At 69.3% G+C, this 20,497-nt stretch carries 21 protein-coding genes; 11 read left to right on the top strand and 10 right to left on the bottom strand.

Annotation, left to right across the window (positions count from 1 at the left end):
* Nucleotides 1–8: 8 nt before the first annotated feature.
* Nucleotides 9–512 (bottom strand): metallophosphoesterase, encoded by a 504-nt coding sequence (locus tag DMH01_RS31775; RefSeq protein ID WP_125681233.1) that lies wholly within the window; start codon nucleotides 510–512, stop codon nucleotides 9–11.
* The gene (locus tag DMH01_RS31770; RefSeq protein ID WP_125681231.1) at nucleotides 512–1,171 is read right to left on the bottom strand and encodes a GntR family transcriptional regulator; all 660 of its coding nucleotides are present in this window, start codon (nucleotides 1,169–1,171) and stop codon (nucleotides 512–514) included. The genes DMH01_RS31775 and DMH01_RS31770 overlap by 1 nt, the downstream gene beginning before the upstream one ends.
* Nucleotides 1,172–1,206: 35 nt before the next feature.
* Here DMH01_RS31770 and araD point away from each other — a divergent pair, with 35 nt between their 5' ends.
* From araD to DMH01_RS31750, 4 genes are all read left to right on the top strand, one after another.
* Entirely contained in the window at nucleotides 1,207–2,925 is a 1,719-nt protein-coding gene (gene araD, locus DMH01_RS31765; RefSeq protein ID WP_125681229.1) for an L-arabinonate dehydratase, read from the top strand.
* A gap of 149 nt (nucleotides 2,926–3,074) precedes the next feature.
* Nucleotides 3,075–4,877, top strand: coding sequence for a VanW family protein (locus DMH01_RS31760; RefSeq protein WP_199745703.1), 1,803 nt, complete (start codon nucleotides 3,075–3,077; stop codon nucleotides 4,875–4,877).
* Between the two features lie 88 nt (nucleotides 4,878–4,965).
* Nucleotides 4,966–6,177 (top strand): MFS transporter, encoded by a 1,212-nt coding sequence (locus DMH01_RS31755; RefSeq protein WP_125681225.1) that lies wholly within the window; start codon nucleotides 4,966–4,968, stop codon nucleotides 6,175–6,177.
* A gap of 139 nt (nucleotides 6,178–6,316) precedes the next feature.
* Entirely contained in the window at nucleotides 6,317–7,531 is a 1,215-nt protein-coding gene (locus tag DMH01_RS31750) for a GGDEF domain-containing protein (protein WP_233621728.1), read from the top strand.
* Between the two features lie 29 nt (nucleotides 7,532–7,560).
* On the opposite strand, the gene DMH01_RS31745 is transcribed toward DMH01_RS31750, so the two are convergent.
* Nucleotides 7,561–8,913, bottom strand: a complete 1,353-nt coding sequence (locus DMH01_RS31745) for a TrpB-like pyridoxal phosphate-dependent enzyme (RefSeq protein WP_125681223.1) — start codon at nucleotides 8,911–8,913, stop codon at nucleotides 7,561–7,563.
* A gap of 76 nt (nucleotides 8,914–8,989) precedes the next feature.
* Between DMH01_RS31745 and DMH01_RS31740 the strand changes: the two genes are divergently transcribed.
* From DMH01_RS31740 to DMH01_RS31725, 4 genes are all read left to right on the top strand, one after another.
* Nucleotides 8,990–9,874, top strand: a complete 885-nt coding sequence (locus tag DMH01_RS31740; RefSeq protein WP_125681221.1) for an arginase family protein — start codon at nucleotides 8,990–8,992, stop codon at nucleotides 9,872–9,874.
* Nucleotides 9,871–10,560, top strand: a complete 690-nt coding sequence (locus DMH01_RS31735; RefSeq protein ID WP_125681219.1) for a dienelactone hydrolase family protein — start codon at nucleotides 9,871–9,873, stop codon at nucleotides 10,558–10,560. Before DMH01_RS31740 ends, DMH01_RS31735 begins: the two co-directional genes overlap by 4 nt.
* A 61-nt stretch (nucleotides 10,561–10,621) precedes the next feature.
* Nucleotides 10,622–11,416 (top strand): PIG-L family deacetylase, encoded by a 795-nt coding sequence (locus DMH01_RS31730; protein ID WP_125681217.1) that lies wholly within the window; start codon nucleotides 10,622–10,624, stop codon nucleotides 11,414–11,416.
* 3 nt (nucleotides 11,417–11,419) lie between these two features.
* Nucleotides 11,420–11,884, top strand: coding sequence for a YfbM family protein (locus tag DMH01_RS31725; RefSeq protein WP_125681215.1), 465 nt, complete (start codon nucleotides 11,420–11,422; stop codon nucleotides 11,882–11,884).
* 85 nt (nucleotides 11,885–11,969) lie between these two features.
* On the opposite strand, the gene DMH01_RS31720 is transcribed toward DMH01_RS31725, so the two are convergent.
* Nucleotides 11,970–12,377 (bottom strand): RidA family protein, encoded by a 408-nt coding sequence (locus tag DMH01_RS31720; protein ID WP_233621727.1) that lies wholly within the window; start codon nucleotides 12,375–12,377, stop codon nucleotides 11,970–11,972.
* A 48-nt stretch (nucleotides 12,378–12,425) separates the two neighbouring features.
* Between DMH01_RS31720 and mtnA the strand changes: the two genes are divergently transcribed.
* Nucleotides 12,426–13,391, top strand: coding sequence for an S-methyl-5-thioribose-1-phosphate isomerase (gene mtnA / locus DMH01_RS31715; RefSeq protein WP_125681211.1), 966 nt, complete (start codon nucleotides 12,426–12,428; stop codon nucleotides 13,389–13,391).
* Here mtnA and DMH01_RS43365 read toward each other — a convergent pair.
* The 4 genes from DMH01_RS43365 to DMH01_RS31690 are packed head-to-tail and all read right to left on the bottom strand — an operon-like array spanning nucleotide 13,363 to nucleotide 17,019.
* Nucleotides 13,363–14,277: a nuclear transport factor 2 family protein gene (locus DMH01_RS43365; protein WP_233621726.1), complete on the bottom strand. Its 915-nt coding sequence runs from the start codon at nucleotides 14,275–14,277 to the stop codon at nucleotides 13,363–13,365. The two genes, mtnA and DMH01_RS43365, sit on opposite strands and share 29 nt — an antisense overlap.
* Nucleotides 14,278–14,336: 59 nt before the next feature.
* Nucleotides 14,337–15,557 carry a GNAT family N-acetyltransferase gene (locus DMH01_RS31700; protein ID WP_125681209.1) on the bottom strand — a complete coding sequence of 407 codons (1,221 nt, stop codon included), beginning with the start codon at nucleotides 15,555–15,557 and terminating at the stop codon, nucleotides 14,337–14,339.
* A 53-nt stretch (nucleotides 15,558–15,610) separates the two neighbouring features.
* On the bottom strand, nucleotides 15,611–15,826 hold the full coding sequence (locus DMH01_RS31695) for a ferredoxin (RefSeq protein WP_199745702.1): 216 nt from the start codon (nucleotides 15,824–15,826) through the stop codon (nucleotides 15,611–15,613).
* 2 nt (nucleotides 15,827–15,828) lie between these two features.
* Nucleotides 15,829–17,019 (bottom strand): cytochrome P450, encoded by a 1,191-nt coding sequence (locus tag DMH01_RS31690; RefSeq protein WP_125681205.1) that lies wholly within the window; start codon nucleotides 17,017–17,019, stop codon nucleotides 15,829–15,831.
* 112 nt (nucleotides 17,020–17,131) lie between these two features.
* Here DMH01_RS31690 and DMH01_RS31685 point away from each other — a divergent pair, with 112 nt between their 5' ends.
* Nucleotides 17,132–17,698, top strand: a complete 567-nt coding sequence (locus DMH01_RS31685) for a TetR/AcrR family transcriptional regulator (RefSeq protein ID WP_125681203.1) — start codon at nucleotides 17,132–17,134, stop codon at nucleotides 17,696–17,698.
* Nucleotides 17,699–17,738: 40 nt separating this feature from the next.
* Nucleotides 17,739–18,644, top strand: coding sequence for a phosphotransferase family protein (locus DMH01_RS31680; RefSeq protein ID WP_125681201.1), 906 nt, complete (start codon nucleotides 17,739–17,741; stop codon nucleotides 18,642–18,644).
* On the opposite strand, the gene DMH01_RS31675 is transcribed toward DMH01_RS31680, so the two are convergent.
* The gene (locus DMH01_RS31675; RefSeq protein ID WP_125681199.1) at nucleotides 18,625–19,827 is read right to left on the bottom strand and encodes a cytochrome P450; all 1,203 of its coding nucleotides are present in this window, start codon (nucleotides 19,825–19,827) and stop codon (nucleotides 18,625–18,627) included. The genes DMH01_RS31680 and DMH01_RS31675 overlap by 20 nt on opposite strands.
* A 78-nt stretch (nucleotides 19,828–19,905) precedes the next feature.
* Nucleotides 19,906–20,460 (bottom strand): TetR/AcrR family transcriptional regulator, encoded by a 555-nt coding sequence (locus DMH01_RS31670; RefSeq protein ID WP_199745701.1) that lies wholly within the window; start codon nucleotides 20,458–20,460, stop codon nucleotides 19,906–19,908.
* Nucleotides 20,461–20,497: the final 37 nt, after the last annotated feature.

Raw genomic sequence — 20,497 nt, 5'->3', positions numbered from 1 at the left:
CTACCCGGTCAGCGGCGAAGCGGCAGCTCATGAAGAGCTACGTCGCGCAGCTCGCCGTCGCTGATCTCGGCGGTCTGGTACGTGCAGAACGGCTGGCTCCGCCGGTCGGTCGGCGAACCGGGGTTCAGCAGCCGCAGCCCGTTCGGCGTGACCGTGTCCCAGGGGATGTGGCTGTGCCCGAACACGAGGACGTCGGTGTCCGGGAACTGTTCGTCGCAGCGGCGCTCGCGCCCCTGCTTGCCGCCGGTTTCGTGGATGACCGCCAGGCGGACGCCGCCGAGGTCCGCCCGCGCGATCTCGGGGAGCCGCGCCCGCAGGTCCTCGCCGTCGTTGTTGCCGTAGACCCCGATGAGCCGCTTGCTCCGGGCCTCGAGTTCGTCGAGCAGGGCGACCTCGACCCAGTCACCGGCGTGGATGACGACGTCCGCCGCATCGACCTCGCGCCAGACCTGTGCGGGCAACCTCTTCCCGCGCTGCGGCAGATGCGTGTCGGAGATGAGGAGCAGGCGCATCATTCGTCTCCGATGGTCTCGAGGATCCGGTCCTGGAAGTCGCCGATATGGGCGCGCAGCAGCCCGGCCGCCCCGTCGGCGTCACCCTTCTTCGCCGCCGCCAGCACCGCCTTGTGCTCGGCCCATTCCCTGCGCCAGCTGGGATTCGCCGCCCAGCCGACCACGCTGATCAACGCCGCGCGGTCCCTGAGGTCGTCCAGTATCGAGACCATCAGCGGGTTGCCGCAACCACTGTAGAGCGCGCGGTGGAACCGGCGGTTGAGCAGGCTGAGCGCCGCCTGGTCCTTGTCCGAGATCGCCGCCGACGCCTCCTTCAACGCCTCCGCGGCGTCTTCGAGCAGGTCCGGCGAGCGGCGTTCGACCGACCGGCGCACGGCCTCGGGCTCCAGCACCATGCGGACGTCGTACACGGACTTCGCCAGCTCCGCGTCGACCACGCACACCGAGGCGCCCTTGTACGGGCTGAAGGTCACCAGTCCCGTGTTCGACAGCACCTTGAGCGCCTCGCGGACGGGCGTCTTCGACACCCCGAGCCGGGCCGCGAGTTCGGCTTCGACCAGCGGCTGGCCGGGCTTCAGCTCCGTGGTGAGGATGCCGCGGCGGATCTCTTCGAGGACCACTTCGGTCCGTGAAGCGGGCAGGCTGAAGGTCGAAGGCATGAGAGCGATCATATATGAGATGTCATACTCGCTTCATGAGGAACCCCGAGGAACTCCGAAGCCACCGCTGGTTCGGCGGCGACGAACTACGCGGTTTCAGCCACCGGGCCAGGAGCAGGCAACTCGGCTACAACCCGGAGGAGCACCTCGGGAAACCCGTCATCGCGATCCTCAACACCTGGAGCGACATCAACCCCTGCCACATGCATCTGCGCGAGCGGGCGGAGCAGGTCAAACGCGGGGTGTGGCAGGCGGGCGGATTCCCGCTGGAGTTCCCGGTCGCGACGCTGTCGGAGACCTTCCAGAAGCCGACCCCCATGCTCTACCGCAACCTGCTTTCGATGGAGACCGAAGAGATCCTGCGGTCCTACCCCGTCGACGGAGCGGTCCTCATGGGCGGCTGCGACAAGACGACACCGGCGTTGCTGATGGGCGCGACGAGCGCGGGACTGCCCGCGATCTTCGTCCCCGCGGGCCCGATGTTGCGCGGGCATTGGCGGAACGAGGTGCTCGGCAGCGGCACCGACATGTGGAAGTACTGGGACGACAAGCGGGCCGGGCTGATCGGCGACGGGGAACTGTCCGAATTGGAGCGTGGGCTGGCCCGTTCTCCCGGAACCTGTATGACGATGGGGACCGCGTCCACCATGATGTCGGTCGCGGAGGTACTCGGCCTGACCTTGCCCGGCGCCGCGTCGATCCCCGCCGTCGACTCGGCGCACCACCGGATGGCCGCGGCGAGCGGCGCGCGCGTCGTCGAAATGGTGTGGGAGGACCTCACCGTCACGAAGATCCTCGACGAGCGCGCGTACGCCGACGCGATCACCACCGTGCTGGCGCTGGGCGGCTCGACCAACGCCGTCATCCATCTGATCGCGATGGCCGGGCGCGCGCGGATCCCGTTGTCCGTCGACGATTTCGACGCGATCGCGCGCCGGGTCCCCGTTCTGGCGAACATCCGGCCGGGCGGCGATTGGCTGATGGAGGACTTCTACTACGCCGGCGGGCTTCCCGGCCTGCTCTCCCGGCTGACCGATCTGCTGCACACCGATCGGATCACCGTCACCGGCCGGACGCTCGGGGAAAACCTGAAAACGGCACGGGTGCACGATGACGATGTCATCCGTACGCGCGAAAACCCCGTCGCCGCCGAGGGGGGAGTCGCGGTGCTTCGCGGGAATCTGGCGCCGTCGGGCGCGGTGATCAAGCACATCGCCGCCGATCCCCGGCTGCTCGTCCACACCGGACCCGCGGTGGTCTTCGACGACCACAAGGACTTGAAGAACCGCATCAACGACCCCTCGCTCGGCATCACCGAGGATTCGGTCCTCGTCCTGCGCGGATCCGGCCCGCTCGGCGGCCCGGGGATGCCCGAGTACGGGATGTTGCCGCTGCCGGATCACCTGCTGGCCAAGGGCGTCCGGGACATGGTCCGCGTTTCCGACGCCAGGATGAGCGGCACCAGTTACGGCGCGTGCGTGCTGCACGTCGCGCCGGAATCCCACGTGGGCGGGCCGCTCGCGCTGGTCCGCGACGGCGATCGGATCACTTTGGACGTTCCTTCGCGACGGCTGAGCCTCGACGTCGATGATGCGGAATTGCAACGTCGCCGGGCACAGTGGACCACGCCCGCTCCGCGGTACGAACGGGGTTACGGCGCGTTGTACGCCGATCACATCACGCAGGCCGATGAGGGCTGTGACTTCGACTTTCTCGCCAGAGTGGGCGAAAATCCCGAACCTGACGCCCAGTGACCACCCGACGGAGTGACCCGCTCACCCAACCGGGCGAGTTGCACGACCACAAAACGCGCCCCGTATCTTGAACCTACGTCCGGAACGTGTGGAAGGCCCGGATGTTCGATCACGACGCCCGGCCTCGCCGGACCGTGGAGGGTGGAGAGTTGCCGCAGGAACCGCGCTGGCCCGAGTCCCACGCTGAGCAGACGGACATTCTCCCGGTCGTCACGCCCGGGTTCGCGGAGTCTGCCACGCCGGAGGAGCCCGCGCCACCGAAGCGCCGCCGCAGCTACCGCAAGGCCGCCTTCATCGGCGGCGGGGTGTTCGGCCTGCTGGTCGTCGCGTACGCCCTCGACGTGCTGGTCTCCCAGGGCAGCGTCCCCCGCGGCGTCACCGTCGCCGGGGTCGACGTCGGCGGGATGGACCGCGCGGCGGCCGAGAAGGAGCTCCGCGGCGGTATCGAGCCGCGGCTGACCCGGCCGGTGAAGGTCGTCGCGGGCGACGCCGAGGAGTCGCTGGCGCCGAACAACGCGGGGCTGCGCCTCGACTGGCCCGCCACCCTCGACCAGGCGGGTGACCAGCCGCTGAATCCGTTCACCCGGATCGCGTCGTTCTTCTCGACCACAGAGGTCGGCGTCGTCACCCAGACCGACGACGCCAAGCTCACCGCCGCGCTGGAGAACCTGCGCGACAAGGTCGACCGCGACCCCATCGAGGGCACCGTGCGCTTCGAGGAGGCCAAACCGGTCGCCGTCGAGCCGAAGGCCGGGCAGAAGCTCGACGTCGAAGCCGCCAAGAAGACCATCCTGGAGCGCTGGGCCGGCGGCGAGCCGCTCACGCTCGCGGTCACCCAGACCCCGGTCAAGGTCTCGGCCGAGGCCGTCCACGCCGCTCTCGAGCAGATCGCGAAGCCCGCCGTGGCGTCGCCGATGGTCGTCAAGGGCGAAGGCAAGGACGCGGTCGTCAAACCCGAGCAGATCGCGGCCGCGCTGACCTTCGAACCCGTCGACGGCGGCGTGCTGAACCCGAAGGTGGACAACAACAAGATCATCGAGGCCGCGGGCCCGCAGCTGAAGTCCACCGAGAAGGAGGGCAAGGACGCGCAGATCGTCTTCGAAGGCGGCAAGCCGACCGTGCAGCCCTCCGAGGACGCCAACGTCGTCGACTGGGAGCCGAGCCTCAAGCCGGTGCTCGACGTGCTCAAGCGCGCCGCGCCCCGCGAGCTGCCCGTGACCTACAAGAAGACCCCGGCCAAGGTGACCACCGAGCAGGCCAACCAGCTCGGTATCAAGGAGGTCGTCAGCGAGTTCAAGACCGGCGGGTTCGCGCCGGACTCGGGGACGAACATCCGGGTCGTGGCGCAGAAGGTCAACGGCGCCATCGTGAAGCCGGGCGAGACGTTCAGCCTCAACGGGTTCACCGGGCCGCGCGGCGCGGCGCAGGGCTACGTCGAGGCCGGTGTCATCAAGGACGGCGCGCCCGGGCGCGAGGTCGGCGGCGGGATCTCGCAGTTCGCGACCACGCTGTACAACGCCTCGTACTTCGCCGGCATGAAGGACACCGAGCACAAGGAACACAGCTACTACATCAGCCGTTACCCCGCCGCGCGCGAGGCGACCGTGTTCCAGAACCACAGCGGCGGCAGCGTGATCGACCTGAAGTTCACCAACGACACGGACACCGGTGTCGCGATCCAGACCATCTGGACGCCGTCGGACATCACGATCCGGCTGTGGGGCACCAAGAAGTACACCGTCGAGTCGATCCCCGGCGGCCGCAGCAACCCGTCCGAGCCGCCGACGAAGCCCGGCCCCGCCGAGAACTGCAAGCCCAGCAACGGCGCGCCCGGCTTCACCACGTCGGACACCCGCGTCATCAAGGACGCCTCGACCGGGCGCGAGATCCGGCGGCACACCCGGAACGTGCACTACAACCCGCAGCCGAAGATCACCTGCGGCACGGAGTAGCGGGGCTTCACGCACTTCGCGGTATCACCACGCGCGTCCGGAGCGGTACGCTCGGTGACTCACCCGACCTGGCGGGGGTGGTCACCTCGTGGAGTCCAAGGCGACCTTCCGGCAGATCCTCGCGGTCGGTGAACTGCGGGCGATCTGGTTCGCGGAACTCCAATCGATCCTCGGTGACCAGGTGGCCAGGGTCGCCTTGTCGGTGCTGGTGTTCGAGCGCACCGGTTCGGCGACGTGGCCCGCGCTGACCTACGCGCTCACCTACCTGCCCGATCTGATCGGCGGACCGTTGCTCGGCGGACTGGCCGACCGGTTCCCGCGCCGCGCGGTGATGGTCTGCTCCGACGTCGTCCGCGCGCTCCTGGTCGCGGTGCTCGCCGTCCCCGGCATCCCGTTGCCCGTGCTCGCCGCCGTGCTGGTGGTTGTGCAACTCGCCAACGCGCCGTTCACCGCCGCGCAGGCCGCGGTCCTGCCGTCGGTGCTCAGCGGGGATTCCTACGTTCTCGGCCAGTCCCTGCTGAAGATCACCAACCAGGTCGGCCAGCTCGCCGGCTTCGCCTTGGGCGGCGCGGTGATCGCCGCGATCGGGCCGGGTCGCGGGCTGGCGCTGGACGCGGTGACGTTCGGTGTCTCGGCGATCGTGCTGCGGCTGGGTGTCCGCGTCCGGCCCGCTTCGGGAGCGGGCGGACCGGCGACGTCGACCCTGCGGCGGCTTTCGGCCGGTGCCAGGACGATCTGGCACGATCGACGGCTGCGCGCGCTGGTCGGGCTGGCGTGGCTGGCGGGTTTCGTGATCGTCCCGGAAGGGCTCGCCGTGCCCTACGCCGCGGAGATCGGCGGCGGCGCGGCGACGGCGGGACTGCTGCTCGCGGCGCATCCCGCCGGGATCGTGCTCGGGGTGTTCGCGCTGAGCAGGCTGGTGCGGCCGGAAGTCCGGTTGCGCATGGTCGGCGGGCTGGCGCTCGGCGCGATCGTACCGCTCGCGGCGTTCTGGTTCCGGCCTTCGCTCCCCTACGCCGCCGGACTGCTCTTGCTGTCCGGGATGTGCGCGGCCTACCAGGTCACCGCGAGCACCACGTTCATGCGGCTGGTACCCGACACCGAACGAGGCCAGGCCTTCGGCCTCGCCGGGTCGGGACTCATCGCCGTGCAGGGAATCGGGCTGATCGCCGGCGGCCTGCTCGTCGGCGTGCTCGGTTCACCCGCGACGACGGTCTCGGTCATCGCACTCGCCGGTCTCGTAGTGGCTGTTCCGGCCACCCGGGCTTGGCGCCACGTGGCCCCGCTTCACCCCCTTTGACCGGAACCGGGTATTCACCAGTTCTGCCCGCGCATGGAGCTCACCCCCTCTGCTTCCCCGATCCGGTCACGCGTGGTGCACCCACGCCTACCCATACAGCGTAGTGACACCTAGTATCCAACCGATTACGTTCGTCTCCGTGGCGCTAACGAATTGGGCGCTGTGGCGGCTACCCGACCGCGGCTTGATCGGCTTCGTCCTCCTGGTGGACGTCGCGGCGATCGCCGGATCCGCCTGGTCACTTGCCCGGATCCCGTTCACTCCGGGCGACGCGCTCCCCTTCGCGATCCTGATCGTCAGTGCCGTGGCGTACACGGAGTTGTCGCGCCCGGTCGAGCGGGTGCGGGAACGGTTCGCGGGCACACCGCACATCTCACTCGACAGCGTGTGGACCTTCGCCGCCGTGCTGCTGGTGCACCCGGCGCTCGCCGCGCTGGTCATCGCCGTGTCGTTCTTCTACCGCTGGCTCCGCGGGCAGCCGAACCCGTTGTTCCGGCGGGTGTACTCCACCTCGGCGACCGTGCTCTCGGGTTTCGCGGCCGCCGCCTTCCTCTCCCGGAACGCGGCCCCGTTCGACGTACTCCCCCGCGACGTCTCCTCGTTCGGCTCGATTGTCGCGGCGGGCGGAGTGTTCCTGCTGGTCAACACCGTGCTCATGACCATCGCGGTGTACTACGGCACGCCGCACGAGCGGCTGCGCGACGCGCTGGCGAAGCCGTTCGAATACGCGCTCGAAGCGGCCACGATCGCCCTTGGCGTCATCGTCGCGTGGGCGTTGCGGGACTGGCCCGTGGTGCTGCTGCTGGTCGTCGGGATCACGCTGGTGCTGCACCGCGGAGTCCTGCTGCGGCAACTGAAACGGCAAGCGCGCAGCGACGCCAAGACGGGGCTGCTCAACGCCAAGGCGTGGCGCGAGGCGGCGGCCGACGAACTCGACCGCGCGCGGCGCGCGGGGCGGCACACCAGCCTGCTGATGGTCGACGTCGACCGGTTCAAACTGATCAACGACCGGCACGGGCATCTGGTCGGCGACCGGTACCTGGCGGCGATCGCGGAAACACTGCGCACCGAAGTGCGCGGCACGGATCTCGTCGGGCGGTTCGGCGGCGAGGAGTTCGTCGTCCTGCTGCCCGGCACGCCCGCCGTCCACGCCCACGCGATCGCGGAACGGATCCGGTCGAGCGTCGCTTCGCGCGCCGGTGACCTGCCCGAGCACGTCACCGTGTCGATCGGCCTCGCCGACCGGCCGGGCGTCAGCGATCTGGACGCGGTGATCGCCGTCGCGGACCGGGCGCTCTACGAGGCGAAGAACACCGGGCGGAACCGGACGTCGGGCTACCAGGTGACGGGCTGACTTCGTCGCGTTTCGTCCTCTGGATGCGGTCAGGGGAGGCCGGCGAGGGACTTCTCGAGGACCTCGTCGGACAGCGCGTGGTCGGAGATGTCGCCCGCCAGGTACGCGCCGTACGCCGGAAGGTCGAGGTGGGCGTGCCCGCACAGCGCGGTCAGAATCACCTTCTCCTCTCCGGTTTCCTTGCACCGCAAAGCTTCCTGGATGCACGCGGCGAGGGCGTGGGTCGGCTCGGGCGCGGGGATGATGCCCTCCGCGCGGGCGAACCGCACGCCTGCCGCGAAGCAGTCCTCCTGCCCGATGGCGACCGCGTCGATCAGCCCGAGTTCGTAGATGTGCGAGATCAGCGGCGACATCCCGTGGTAGCGCAGGCCGCCGGCGTGGATCGGGTCGGGGATGAAGTCGTGACCGAGCGTGTGCATCTTCAGCAACGGCGTCAACCCGGCGGTGTCCCCGAAGTCGTACGCGTACTTCCCGCGGGTGAGCGTCGGGCAGGCGGCCGGTTCGACCGCGCGGATCACCGGGTCCATCCGGCCGGCGAGTTTCTCGCGCAGGAACGGGAAGGCGAGCCCGCCGAAGTTGGATCCGCCGCCGGTGCAGCCGACGAGGACGTCCGGGGTGTCCCCGGCCAGCTCGAACTGCTTGAGCGCCTCTTCGCCGATGATCGTCTGGTGCAGCAGCACGTGGTTGAGCACGCTGCCGAGCGCGTAACGCGTGTTCTCCGCCTGCGCCGCCTGCTCGACCGCCTCGCTGATCGCGATGCCGAGGCTCCCGGTCGAGTCCGGGTTCGCGGCCAGGATCGCGCGGCCCGATTCGGTCAGCTCGGACGGGCTCGGATGCACCGTCGCGCCGAAGGTCTCCATCATCAGCTTGCGATACGGCTTCTGGTCGAACGAAGCACGGACCTGCCACACCTCGCACTCGAGCCCGAAGGTGGCGCACGCGAACGCGAGCGCGCTTCCCCACTGTCCCGCGCCGGTTTCCGTGGTCAGCCTGGTGACCCCCTCCGCCGCGTTGTAGAACGCCTGCGGGACGGCGGTGTTGGGTTTGTGCGAGCCGACCGGGCTGACACCTTCGTACTTGTAGTAGATGCGGGCGGGAGTGCCGAGCGCCTTCTCCAGCCGCCTCGCGCGGAACAGCGGCGACGGCCGCCAGAGCCGGTAGACGTCGAGGACCTCTTCCGGGATGTCGATGTACCGTTCGGTGCTGACCTCCTGGGCGATGAGCGCCTGCGGGAACAGCGGCGCGAGGTCGTCCGGGCCGACCGGCTCACGGGTGCCCGGATGCAACGGCGGCGGTGGCGGCTCCGGCAGATCCGGGACGACGTTGTACCACCTGGTCGGCATGTCGGCTTCGTCGAGGATGTATTTGGTCCGCTCCGCCATTGAGCCTCCTCTGTCCGTCCCTTCAACCTAAAGGGACGGACGGCGCGACACCAGGGATCGCTACTACGGTATGGGCATGGGGAATTTCGTACTGCTCGACGCACCGTCCAATCTCGGACTGCGCCCGCCCGCCGAAGGTGTGGTCCCCGGCTGCCACAAGGCACCGGGCGCGCTCCGTGACCACGGCCTGCTCACCCGTTTGGGCGCGACCGACGGCGGTGTCGTCACCCCGCCGCGGTATCTGCCCGCTTGGTCACCCGGCGGCGGCGTGCGCAACGCGGCCGGGATCGCGACCTACACCGCGGCCCTCGCCGGGCGCCTGGCGAAGATCCGCGCGGACGGCGGCTTCCCGGTGGTGCTCGGCGGCGACTGTTCGATCGCACTCGCCGCCATGCTCACTCTTCGCCGCGAAGGCCGCTTCGGCATCGTCTACTTCGACGGCCACGACGACTTCCGGCATCTCGGCAATTCCGATCACGTCGCCTCGGTCGGCGGTGAGGCCCTCGCCGTCGTCACCGGCCGTGGCCAACCGGAACTGGCCGATGTGGACGGTCTGGGTCCTTACGTCCGCGACGAGGACGTCCTCGTGCTCGGCGTGCGCGCGGAAGAGTCCGCCGAGGCACGGGAAGCCGGGCTGCGTGTCGTGACGAGCCAGGAGATCATGGCGTCCGGCACCGACGGCGCGCTCGCCGCCGCCCGCGAGATCTTCGCGCCGCTGGACGGTTTCTGGATCCACATCGACATCGACACCCTCGATCCGGAATTCGTGTCCGCTGTGGACAGTCCCGATCCCGGCGGGCTCAGCCCGGACAAGCTCGTCGAACTGCTCCGCGGCCTGCTCGCCATCCCCGGCGCCGCCGGGCTGGAGCTGACCATCTTCGATCCCGACCTCGACCCCGACGGCACGCAGGCCGCCCTGGTGGCGGACTGCCTCGTGCGCGCACTGGAAGGAACCCGATGACCAAGGTGACCGTCGCCGACGGCTCGTTCGACGCCCCGCTCTGGCTGCCCGAATCCGGCTCCGGCCCGGGTCTGGTGCTGATCCAGGAGATCTTCGGCCTCGACGACTACCTCAAGTCGGTCGCGGCCGACCTGGCCGCCCTCGGCTACGTCGTCGCCGTGCCCGAACTGTTCTGGCGGATCTCCCCCGGCTGGTCGGCCACGCACGACGAAGCCGGGCTCTCGGCCTCGATGGCCGTCGCCGGCCAACTCGATCCGGCACGCGCCGTCACCGACGTGCTCGCGACCCTGGCGACGCTGCGCGATCTGCCCGAAACAGACGGCCGCGCGGGCGTCTTCGGCTTCTGCCTCGGCGGCTCGATGGCCTACGCGGCCGCGGCCGAAGGCGACCCGGACGTCGCGGTTTCGTACTACGGCTCGCGGGTTCCGGAGCAACTTCCCTTGCTGGACAAGATCACCTGCCCGATCCAGTTCCAGTTCGGCGGCGAGGACCCCTACATTCCCGTCGAAGGGGTGCGGAAGCTGGCCGAGGCGGTGGCTTCCCACGACGGGGCCGAGATCCACGTCCACGAGGGCGCGGGGCACGCGTTCCACAACCATGTGGCGCCGATGTTCCACCAGCCGGAGCCCGCCGCGGCGGCTTGGGCGCTGACGCTGGAGTTCCTCGGGCGGACCTTCCCCGCGTGAAGTTCGGCAGTCCTTCGGCACCCGCCGGAATATGTCGGTGCCTCCCGGTAGTTTCCCCAGCATGGCCACATTGGTGAGTTTTCACGCCCACCCCGACGACGAGTGCATCGTCGCGGGCGGCGTCATGCGCAAGGCCTTCGAGGAAGGTCACCGTGTCGTGCTCGTCGTCGCGACCAGGGGGGAGGTCGGCGAGGTGCCGGACGGTTTCCTCGACGACGGAGAGGAGCTGTGGCAGCGCCGCGTGCAGGAGACGCACGCTTCCGCCGAGGTGCTGGGGGCCAAGCGGGTGGAGTTCCTGGGGTACACCGATTCCGGCATGATGGGCGAGCCGCGCAACGACGTGCCCGGCACGTTCTGGCAGGCCGACGTCGAGGAGGCCGCGCAGCGGCTGGCCGCGATCCTGCGCGAGGAGCAGGCCGACGTCCTGACCGTGTACGACGACAACGGCGGCTATGGGCATCCGGATCACATCCAGGTGCATCGCGTCGGGATGCGCGCGGCCGAGCTGGCGGGCACGCCGCGGGTCTACGAGGCGACGAGCAACAGCGACGAGATGCGCCGCGGCATGGAGGAGGCGGTGCGGACGGGGCAGCTGAAGGCGGAGGACCTTCCCGATTTCGAGGACGGTTCCGAGTTCGGCAAGCCGGAAGCGGTCCTGACGGCGAGGGTCGACGTCACCGCGTACCTGCCGTATAAGCGGGCCGCGATGCGCGCGCACGCCAGCCAGATCAGTGAGGATTCGTTCTTCCTCGCGATGCCCGACGAGGGTTTCGCGCAGGCGTTCGGCGTCGAGTGGTTCATCCGTGCCGGGCAGGGGCCGGGCATCACCGAGACCGACCTGATGGCGGGTCTCTGACCGATGGGCATGTGCGGGGCGTACCTGCGGGTCACGCCGGACGAGGTGCGTGAACTGACCGAGAAACCCGAGCGGTACTGGGCGTACGCCGAAAAGGCCGCCGGAACCGAGCGGGCGGTGGACATCGACAAGGCGTGGAACGCGCTGTGGTTCCTGGCGGGGCGCGCCGGGTTCGAGGTCGACTTCGTGCTGGGCGGGGCACTGCTGGGGGAAGCCGACAGTGACGGGCCACCGCGGCATTTCACCGCGGACGAGGTGCGGACGATCTCGGCGGAGATGGCTCGGACCGGGTTCGATCGGCTCGCCCAAGGTGTCGAGCTGTCGGATCTCGAGGCCGAGGGGATCTACCCGTCGATCTGGGACGAGCCCGACGCGCTGGACTACGTGCGCGGGTACTACGACGAACTGGTGACCTTCTTCGCCGGGGCCGCGAAGGCCGGGGAACCGGTCGTCACGATCATCACCTGACGAAGGCCGAAGTACATGAAGGCCCCCTTCCTTGCGATAGGCGCAAGGAAGGGGGCCTTCATGTACTTCGCGGGCTCGTGCGAGGTCAGGCCGTGGCGGCGGTGACGTCGAGCTCGACGAGCTGCCCGGGATACCCGAGCTGCGCGACGCCGAGCAGGGTGCTCGCGGTGGTGAAGGCCTCCCCGATCTCCGACTCGACGAACCGGTCCCACACGGCCGAGAGCACGTCGGCGTCCGGTGTGACCACGTAGATCACCGTGCGCACCACGTCGGCCGGGGTCGCCTTGGCGAAGGCGAGCGCGGCGGCGGTGTTCGCGACGACCTGGTCGACCTGGGCGAGCACGTCGCCCTCGACGACCTTGCCGTCTTCGGCGAGCGGGCACTGGCCGGCGAGGTGGATGTCCCGCCGTCCTTCGACGATGGTCACGTGGTGGTAGGTGGGCGTGGGGTGCAGACCGGGCGGATGGTGGCGTTGAATGGTCACGAGCCGCATCCTCACCGAAGCGGTCGCGACGGGACAACCGGATTTCACGGGAGAGCCATGCGCAGGACGATCGACTGGACCGGTGACGCGGTCACGATCATCGACCAGACCGTCCTTCCCGCCGAGTATCGCGTGCTCGAACTGCGCACGGTCGGCGAACTCGTCGACGCGATCCAGCGGCTGGCGGTGCGCGGGGCGCCGGCGCTCGGCGCGGCGGGGGCGCTCGGTGTCGTGCTCGCGGCCCATGCTGGAGGCGACGTCGAGGCCGAGGCGCACCGCGTCGCCCAGGCCAGGCCGACGGCGGTCAACCTGAGCTGGGGTGTCTCCCGCGCCCTCGCGAAGCTCCCTGAGGGGCCCGAAGCCGTCCTCGCCGAAGCGCTGGCGATCCTCGACGAGGACGAGCGGATCAACCACGAAGCCTCCCGGCTGGCGGCCGGCGTGGTGCTCGAACACTGTGAGCGGCGGCCGTTGCGGCTGCTCAGTCACTGCAACGCCGGCCACCTCGCCACGGTCGCCTGGGGCAGCGCGCTCGGCGTGGTCTGGCATCTTCAGGCCCGCGGCCTGGTCGAGTCCGTGCTGGTCGACGAGACCAGGCCACTGCTGCAGGGCGCCCGCCTGACCGCGTGGGAGCTGGCCGAAGCCGGTGTCCCGTACCGCATCCAGCCCGACGGCGCGGCCGCCGCCGCGATGAGCCGCGGCCTGGTCGACTGCGTGCTCGTCGGCGCGGACCGGATCGCCGCCAACGGCGACGTCGCCAACAAGATCGGCACCTACGGCCTGGCGATCGCGGCGAAGCACCACGGCATCCCGTTCGTGGTCGTCGCCCCTTCGTCCACTGTGGACACCGCGATGCCGGACGGCGCCGGGATCGTGATCGAGGAGCGCGATCCCGGCGAAGTCCTGAATTTCGGTGGCACGAAGGTCGCTCCAGAAGGCGCGGAGGTGTTCAACCCGGCCTTTGACGTGACGCCGTTCGAGCTGGTCACCGCGGTCGTCACCGAGCAGGGGGTACTGCGCCCGTGAGCAGCTTGGTGAACAGAGCGGCCACTTCCGCGTCGTCGTAGCTCAGCGGGAGCGTGTCGAAGTAGTAGCGGAGAAGGCCGGGTCCGGTGCCCACGATCACGCCGAAGTCGATCGTCCGCCCTTTCGCCCGCACGGTCCCGCGAAACTCCTGGAACTTCGTGCGCGGACCCGCCGCCGCCTGATCGGGTGCCAGCCGGACGTCGGTCATCGCGCCCGAAAGCCTGCCGAGGTAGGCGAGATGACACGCCGGGTCGGTCACCGGCGCGGTCAGCCCCGGGCCGGTGAAGGCCGGTCCCGTTCGAGGACAGTTGTCGCCGATACCGGCGAAAAGCTCGCGAAGACCGTCGTTTTCGAGAGGACGGAACCATTCCGTCCGATCGTGATAGCGACGGCCTTGGGTGACCTCGCCGTCCTCGAGCACCACCCGGTAGACGGCCGGATACCGCACCATCCGGCCGTGGATCACCGCTTCGTTGGCCGCCTCGTAGAAGACGGCGTCGCCGTTCACCACGATCTTCACCGGGGTGAACCGGAACGTCGGGAACGCGCCCAGCAGAGTACGCAGGTTGTTCTCGATGTCCGCCCTGCCCTGGATCGGCGCGGCGCTGCCCGATTCGGCGAGCGTCCCGTCCGAGGCGAAAATGGTGCCGTACAACCGAACGCGGGCTTCCCGCGCTTCGGGGGTGTCCGAACGCATCGCCCCGAATTCGGTCTGTTTGGTGATGAAGGCGCAGGCGGACGGTGACACCGCGCCTTCGACCAGGTCTCCGAGCTGCTTCGGAATCGAGCAGCCTTCGGTCGTCTCCGCCACCGCCGTCCCGCTTCCCATCACCGTCGCTCCGAGGAGAACCGCCGCCACGCCAAGGAATCTCTTGATCTTTCGCACCTGGTCACCTTGGCAAGGGCGACCACGCGAAGTCGATTACCCGGCAGGTAATGCCGGAGCTAGAAGGATTCGAGGCAGGACGGTTCACGGTCGGTGGCGAACGCGGCCGTCGCCCGGGAAACCGCGCCGTCGGTCCGCTCCTTGATCCGGCCCGCGGCGGCCAGTGTGCTGGGCCTGGTCCCGCCGAGGAAGATCGCGCCGAGGTCGTCCACGTCCAGTTCGAGGTCCGGCGCGTCCTCCACGCGCGTCACCTCGGCGTTCCCGCCGGCGTCGGTGACGAGCCGCCAGTTCCCGGTGTTCCACGGACAGAAGGCGTCGCGGACGCCGAGCACCAGATCCACCTGAGCGCCATAGCGCCGGGTGACGAGGCCACGATCGACGTCGACGAGCCGGAGCCACAGGGAGTCACCGGCTGACCGGGTCATGGCACGGGGATTGGCGAGCAGATGGACGAGCGGCTCGTCGAGGGCGGTGAACGCCTCCAGCGTGAAGACCAGGTCGTAGTCGAGCAGGAAGCGATACAGCGTCGCGTACGCCTCCGGCGTGGTCGCGACCAGTTCCTGCACGGTCAGAATCCCTCGCGGGCCTTCTTCGTTCCAGTCGTTCTTCAACCGGTAGATCGCGTAACCGTCCGGGAGGACGGCGAACTTCAGCGCGGTGGCGCCGTGACGGCGGTACTCCGGGTCGTCGAGAACGAATTCCCAAGTCGACTCGGGCCTGTCGAGTGCACCGGCCCGTTGCGGCGCTTCCTTTTCGTAGATCGCCTTGATCAGCGGAATCGCCTGTTTCCGCCCGACTTCGCGTACTCGTTCGGCTTCGAGCTCGACGCCGGGCCGGAACGCGGACTTGGCGCGCACCTTCGCGCGGTGGAACTGCGCCGCGAGGCCATAACCGAAACGCGGATAGATGACCGCTTCGGACGCCCACAACGCGGCGATCGGTTCGCCGCCGTCTTCGTGCAGGCCGTGCAACTGCGCCCGCATGACCCGCGTGAGCACGCCCCGCCTGCGGTGCCCCGGCGCGACGGCGACCGACGTCACCGCGGCGAGCGGAGTCTGCCCGGCACCGGGAACGGTGATCGCGCGGGTGAGCAGTTCCCCTGCCCCGATCAGGTCGTCGCCGTCGAAGACACCGTGCGTGCGGTCCGGCTCGAACACCAGCCGTTCGCGGTGTTTCAGGCCTTCCGTCTGGTCGGTCAGGAAGGCGCTCGCGAGCAGTTCCGCGAACGCGGGCAGGTCGTCGGTGGTCAGGGTGCGGAGGGTCAAGCCGTCATCGCTCACCTTGTCGTCCTACGCCTCTTCACCGACGACCGCCACGCATTAACGAGCGGTCATCAGGGCCGCGGCCCGATCACCTCACCCTTTTCCGTCACCTCGATGGCCATCGCGGGACACGAGTCCGCCGCGTCGAGCACCGTCTCGTCCGGCTCGACCTCCTCCGTGACCACCGTCGCCGTGGCACCGTCGAGTGCGAAGACCTCCGGCTTCAGCGCGGCGCACATCCCCGAGCCGATGCACGTGTCGCCATCGACGTCGACTTTCCAGCTCATGCTCACCATCCGATCGGCATGGAGCGGGGACCCCGCACCAGCATCTGCGTCTTCCACACGATATCGCCGTCGAGGTGCAGTCCGGGGAGATCCCGCAGCAACGCCCGCAAAGCCTCCTGCAGTTCCAGCCTGGCCAGCGGGGCGCCGAGGCAGTGGTGCACGCCGTGCCCGAAACCGAGGTGGGGATTGGATTCCCGGCCGAATTCGAGGGTTTCCGCCGAGGTGAACTGGAGCGCGTCCCGGTTGGCGGCACCGATCGCGACCATCACCGGCTCGCCTTCCTTCACGAGCACGTCACCCACCTGGATGTCTTCGGTGGCGTAGCGGGCGAACCCGGCTCCGGCACCCAGAGGGATGAACCGCAGCAGTTCCTCGACCGCGGCCGGGATCAGGTCCAGGTCCGCGCGGAGGCGGGCGAGCTGGTCCGGCTGTTCGAGCAGGGCGTAGACGAAGTTGGGGATCTGGCTGGCGGTGGTCTCGTGCCCGGCGATCAGGATGCCGATGCACATGTCGACCAGTTCCAGCTCGCTGAGCCGGTCGCGGACGTCGCGCGCCTCGATCAGCGCGGTCATCAGGTCGTCCTGCGGCTCGGCGCGATGCTGCTCGACGAGCACGTGCATGTACGCCCGCAGCTCGTCCTGGTTGGCCATCATCTCTTCGGTGGTCAGCGGGCTGGTCGACAGCGCGGCGTCGCTCCACACGCGGAACTTCGGCCGGTCCTCGACCGGGACCCCGAGCAGTTCGCAGATCACCGCGACCGGGATCGGCAGCGCGTAGTCCTCGACCAGGTCGGCGGGCCGGCCCTTGGCCTTCATGTCCTGGATCAGGCCAGCCGCCAGCTCGGCGACGCGCGGCCGCAGCAGTTCGACGCGGCGCATGGTGAACGCCTTCGCGACCAGCGTGCGCAGCCGGGTGTGATCCGGCGGGTCCATGCTCAGGATCCCGCCGGGCCGCCTGCCCGGCGCCATCCGCGGCTCGTCCCGTTCCGCCGCCATCGCACGGGAGAAGCGCCGGTCGCCCAGCACGAAGCGGGCGTCGGCGTACCGGGTGGCCAGCCACGCCGGCTCACCGTGCGGAAGACGCACACGGAGCATGCCCTTGGTCTCGCGGGCCGCCGCGTACGCCTCGTTGAGTTCGAGCCCGGCGTCTTCGTTGAAGGGATAGGCGACGAATTCGGTGTCTGTGGTGGTCATTTGTCCGGAAACCCCCCGGCTCGGCGGTTTGTAAGCAACTGCTTACAACGCTAACCATGATCACGGTGAGCGTCAATGCGCCTACCGTGCGACGTCCGGCTAGCCTTTGGCGATGACGGAAGAACCGCAGGTCCGCAAGCGCGACGCGGCCGCGACCAGGGCGGCGCTGCTCGACGCGGCGGCGGCCCTCTTCGCCGAACGCGGTTTCGACCGGACGACCGTGCGCGACATCGCGAAACTCGCCGGAGCCAATCAGGCATTGCTGTTCCGCTACTTCGGTTCGAAGGACGCGCTGTTCGAGGAGGTCCTGGCGCGCGGCGGACGCGAGCAGATCGCCACCACCCCACCGGACGAACTGCTCGGGACGGCGTTGCGCAGCATGCTGGAGTCCGACACCGGCCGCGACCGCACCCTCGACGCGTACTTGCGCTCGACGGGGCACGACAGCGCCGCCGCCGCGGTCCGGCGGCAGCTCGGCGAGGAGTACGCCAAGGTGCTCGCCACGCTGACCGACGCCGAAGACGCGGATCTGCGGGCCGATCTCATCCTCGCCTGGCTGCTCGGGATCGGCCTGGTCCGTGACATCACCGGCAAGGAACCGCTGGCCAGCGCGGATCCCGACGACGTCTGCCGTCTGGTGCTCGGCGCGGCGCGGACGTTGCTGGAGCGCAGCGGGTAATTACGTCGCCGTCCCCGGTTCGCTGCTCTACGGTCGTGCCGTGATCCCGTTTCCGCCCGCCGGCACCGAAGCCGAGTTCGACGCGCTGACCAGGCAAGACCTTCTTCCGGCGGTGACGTCACTGGGCTTTGGCGAAGCCGTCCCGTTCACCGAAGGCTCACTGCCGGTCTACGCCGTCGGCGAAGATCTGGTGCTCAAGCTGTTCCCGCCGGTGCATCGGGACGAGCTTCCCACCGAGCGGACGATGCTCGAAGTCCTGCACGGGAAACTGCCGATCCCGACGCCCGCCGTGCACGACGCCGGCGAACGGGACGGCTGGGGCTACGTGCTCATGGAGCGCCTGCGCGGCGAAACGCTGAAGGACGCCTGGCCGAAACTGTCCACAGAGGACAAACACCGGCTCGCTCCCGAACTCGGCGAGGCGCTGGCCGCCGCCCTGCATTCGCTGCACGACCCGCGGCTCGACGTCCTCGGTCCGCCGGACTGGGCCGCGTTCGTCGACGGGCAGCGCGCGAAGGTCGTCGAGCATCACCGCCGGACCGGTCTCGACGAAAGCTGGATCGCGCAGATCCCGGCGTTCCTCGACTCCGTCGATCTGGGCAGCCCGCCGATCGTCCCGCTGCACACCGAATTCATGCGCGATCACCTCATGGTCGCCCACGACGGCGGACGCCCGCGCCTGACCGGGCTCTTCGATTTCGAACCGGCGATGCGAGGTGCGGCCGAGTACGACTTCGTCGCGGTCGGCCTGTTCGTTTCGGGCGGGGACAAGGACTTCCTGGGTCGGCTGCTGGCCGGATACGGCGCCGAGCCGGACGAGGAGTTCTCCCGGCGTTGCCTGGCCTACGCGCTCTTGCACGTCTACAGCAATTTCACCTGGTACTTCAGGGTTCTTCCGGCGCCGGAAGAACCGACACTGGAGAGCCTCAGCCGCGCTTGGTGGTAGCCCACGTCACCGGCACGGCTTCCGGACCGCGGATCGAGAGCGGCGGACGCCAGGCGATGGCCGAAGCGGGAACCGCGAGATCCAGCCCCGGCAGCCCGTCGAGCAGCGTCCGGAACGCGATGTCCCCTTCGAGCCGGGCGAGTGCCGCGCCGAGGCAGAAGTGCAGGCCGTGCCCGAAACCGAGCTGTGGCGCGTTCCGGCGCCGGATGTCGAACCGCGACGCGCCGGGGAAGGCGGCTTCGTCACGGTTCGCCGCGCCGGTGTGCGCCAGCACCGCCTCGCCGCGCCGGACCAGACCGGCGCTCAGCTCGACGTCCTCCAGCGCGACCCGGAGCAACGACGCGTCGGCGGGCCCGTCGAACCGCATGATCTCTTCGACGGCTCCTTCGGTCAGGCTCGGATCCGAGCGCAGCGCGGCGAGCTGATCCGGGTTTCCCGCCAGCAGCACGATCCCGGTCGCGATGAGGCTGACCGTGGTCTCGTGCCCGGCGAGCAGGAGCTGGGTGGCCAGATCGATCAGCTCGGCCTCGGTGAGCCGATCGCCGTCCTCGTCGCGAGCGTGCACGAGGACGCTCAGCAGGTCCTCCCCCGGCGTCACCCGCTTGACGGCGACGAGGTCCGCCATGTCGTCCGCCCCGTCACGCCGGGCCTGCGCCACTTCCGCCGGGCTGTACGCCATGGGCGTGACGATCACGCGTGACCACTGACGAAACCGTTCCCTGCCTTCGAAAGGGACGCCGAGGATCTCGCACATGACCGCGGTGGGCAGTGGGAAGGCGAACATCTCCACCAGATCCACCGGTGGGCCTTGTTCGGTCATCGCCCGCAGCAGCGTGTCCGCGATCTCCTGGATCCGCGGTCGCAGCCCGGCGATCCGGCGGACGGTGAAGGCCTGCGCCGTCAGCTTCCGCAGGCGTGTGTGGTCCGGCGGGTCCATGTTCAGGATGCTGTGCTCTCCGGTGGAGAAGTCGCCGGGTTCGATGAGGCACGGCGAGCCCGGCGCGAGCAGGTTCCGGGAGAACCGCGTGTCCGAGAAGATCAGGCGGACGTCTTCGTAGCGGGTCACCAGCCAGCCTTCGCAACCGCTGGGGAAGACGACCCGGGACATCGGCGGATGGTCGGCGTAGATCGCGCCCATCGGGGTCGCGGGGTCGTCCTTCGCCGCGGGATACGTGGCTGTCATGGAGCATGATGATGAGCGGCGGGCGGCGCGGCAGGAAGGATCCGGCCGGTCACCCGCCCGAAGAGCCGAAGATCCTTATCACCCGGTGATAATCCCGCGCAGGAACTCCAGGTAGCCCGGCCGTTCCGTCGCGGGCAGCAGTGTTCCGCCGCTCGCCCGCCGGGCCTGGATCAACCCGATGAAAGCCGTGTACGCCAGCAAGCCCCGATGCCGGGCTTCGGTTTCCGGACGGCCCATTTCCCGGAAACACCGGACGATGAAGTCGACGCGCCGCGCGGTGACGTCGGCGAGCAGCGGGCCGATCACCGGGTCGCCGGCGTGGGCGAGCAGGGCCAGCTCGACCCGCTCGTCGTCCTTGCCCCCGAAGACGAGGGTGAAGAGTTCGCGCAGCCTTCGCTCCGGATCCGAGATCCCGTCCAGCAGCGTGATCAACGCCTCGGTGTCCTGCTCGGCCCACCGGCGTACGGCGGCTTCGACCAGCGCGCTTCGATTGGCGAAATGCCAGTAGAAGCTGCCTTTCGTCGTCCCGAGTTTCGCCGCGAGGGGCTCGACGGCGATCGCGGCGACGCCGCCCTCGCACAACGCTTCGAGCGCGGCGTCCGCCCAATCCTCACGCGCGAGCTTCCTTTTCACGCCCCGTACGCTACCGTATGGAAAACCATACGGCACC

The sequence above is a fragment of the Amycolatopsis sp. WAC 04182 genome (genome assembly GCF_003947465.1).
Taxonomy (GTDB): domain Bacteria; phylum Actinomycetota; class Actinomycetes; order Mycobacteriales; family Pseudonocardiaceae; genus Amycolatopsis.
This window is presented reverse-complemented; position numbering and strand designations above follow the sequence as displayed.

Coding starts and splice junctions, on each gene's coding strand:
- DMH01_RS31725 (WP_125681215.1), top strand. CDS start 11,420: ATGGGCATGTGCGGGGCGTACCTGCGGGTCACGCCGGACGAGGTGCGT.
- DMH01_RS31685 (WP_125681203.1), top strand. CDS start 17,132: ATGACGGAAGAACCGCAGGTCCGCAAGCGCGACGCGGCCGCGACCAGG.
- DMH01_RS31740 (WP_125681221.1), top strand. CDS start 8,990: ATGGGGAATTTCGTACTGCTCGACGCACCGTCCAATCTCGGACTGCGC.
- DMH01_RS31770 (WP_125681231.1), bottom strand. CDS start 1,171: ATGCCTTCGACCTTCAGCCTGCCCGCTTCACGGACCGAAGTGGTCCTC.
- DMH01_RS31695 (WP_199745702.1), bottom strand. CDS start 15,826: ATGAGCTGGAAAGTCGACGTCGATGGCGACACGTGCATCGGCTCGGGG.
- DMH01_RS31720 (WP_233621727.1), bottom strand. CDS start 12,377: ATGCGGCTCGTGACCATTCAACGCCACCATCCGCCCGGTCTGCACCCC.
- DMH01_RS31775 (WP_125681233.1), bottom strand. CDS start 512: ATGCGCCTGCTCCTCATCTCCGACACGCATCTGCCGCAGCGCGGGAAG.
- DMH01_RS31745 (WP_125681223.1), bottom strand. CDS start 8,913: ATGGCGGAGCGGACCAAATACATCCTCGACGAAGCCGACATGCCGACC.
- araD (WP_125681229.1), top strand. CDS start 1,207: ATGAGGAACCCCGAGGAACTCCGAAGCCACCGCTGGTTCGGCGGCGAC.
- DMH01_RS31675 (WP_125681199.1), bottom strand. CDS start 19,827: ATGACAGCCACGTATCCCGCGGCGAAGGACGACCCCGCGACCCCGATG.
- DMH01_RS31735 (WP_125681219.1), top strand. CDS start 9,871: ATGACCAAGGTGACCGTCGCCGACGGCTCGTTCGACGCCCCGCTCTGG.
- DMH01_RS31730 (WP_125681217.1), top strand. CDS start 10,622: ATGGCCACATTGGTGAGTTTTCACGCCCACCCCGACGACGAGTGCATC.
- DMH01_RS31690 (WP_125681205.1), bottom strand. CDS start 17,019: ATGACCACCACAGACACCGAATTCGTCGCCTATCCCTTCAACGAAGAC.
- mtnA (WP_125681211.1), top strand. CDS start 12,426: ATGCGCAGGACGATCGACTGGACCGGTGACGCGGTCACGATCATCGAC.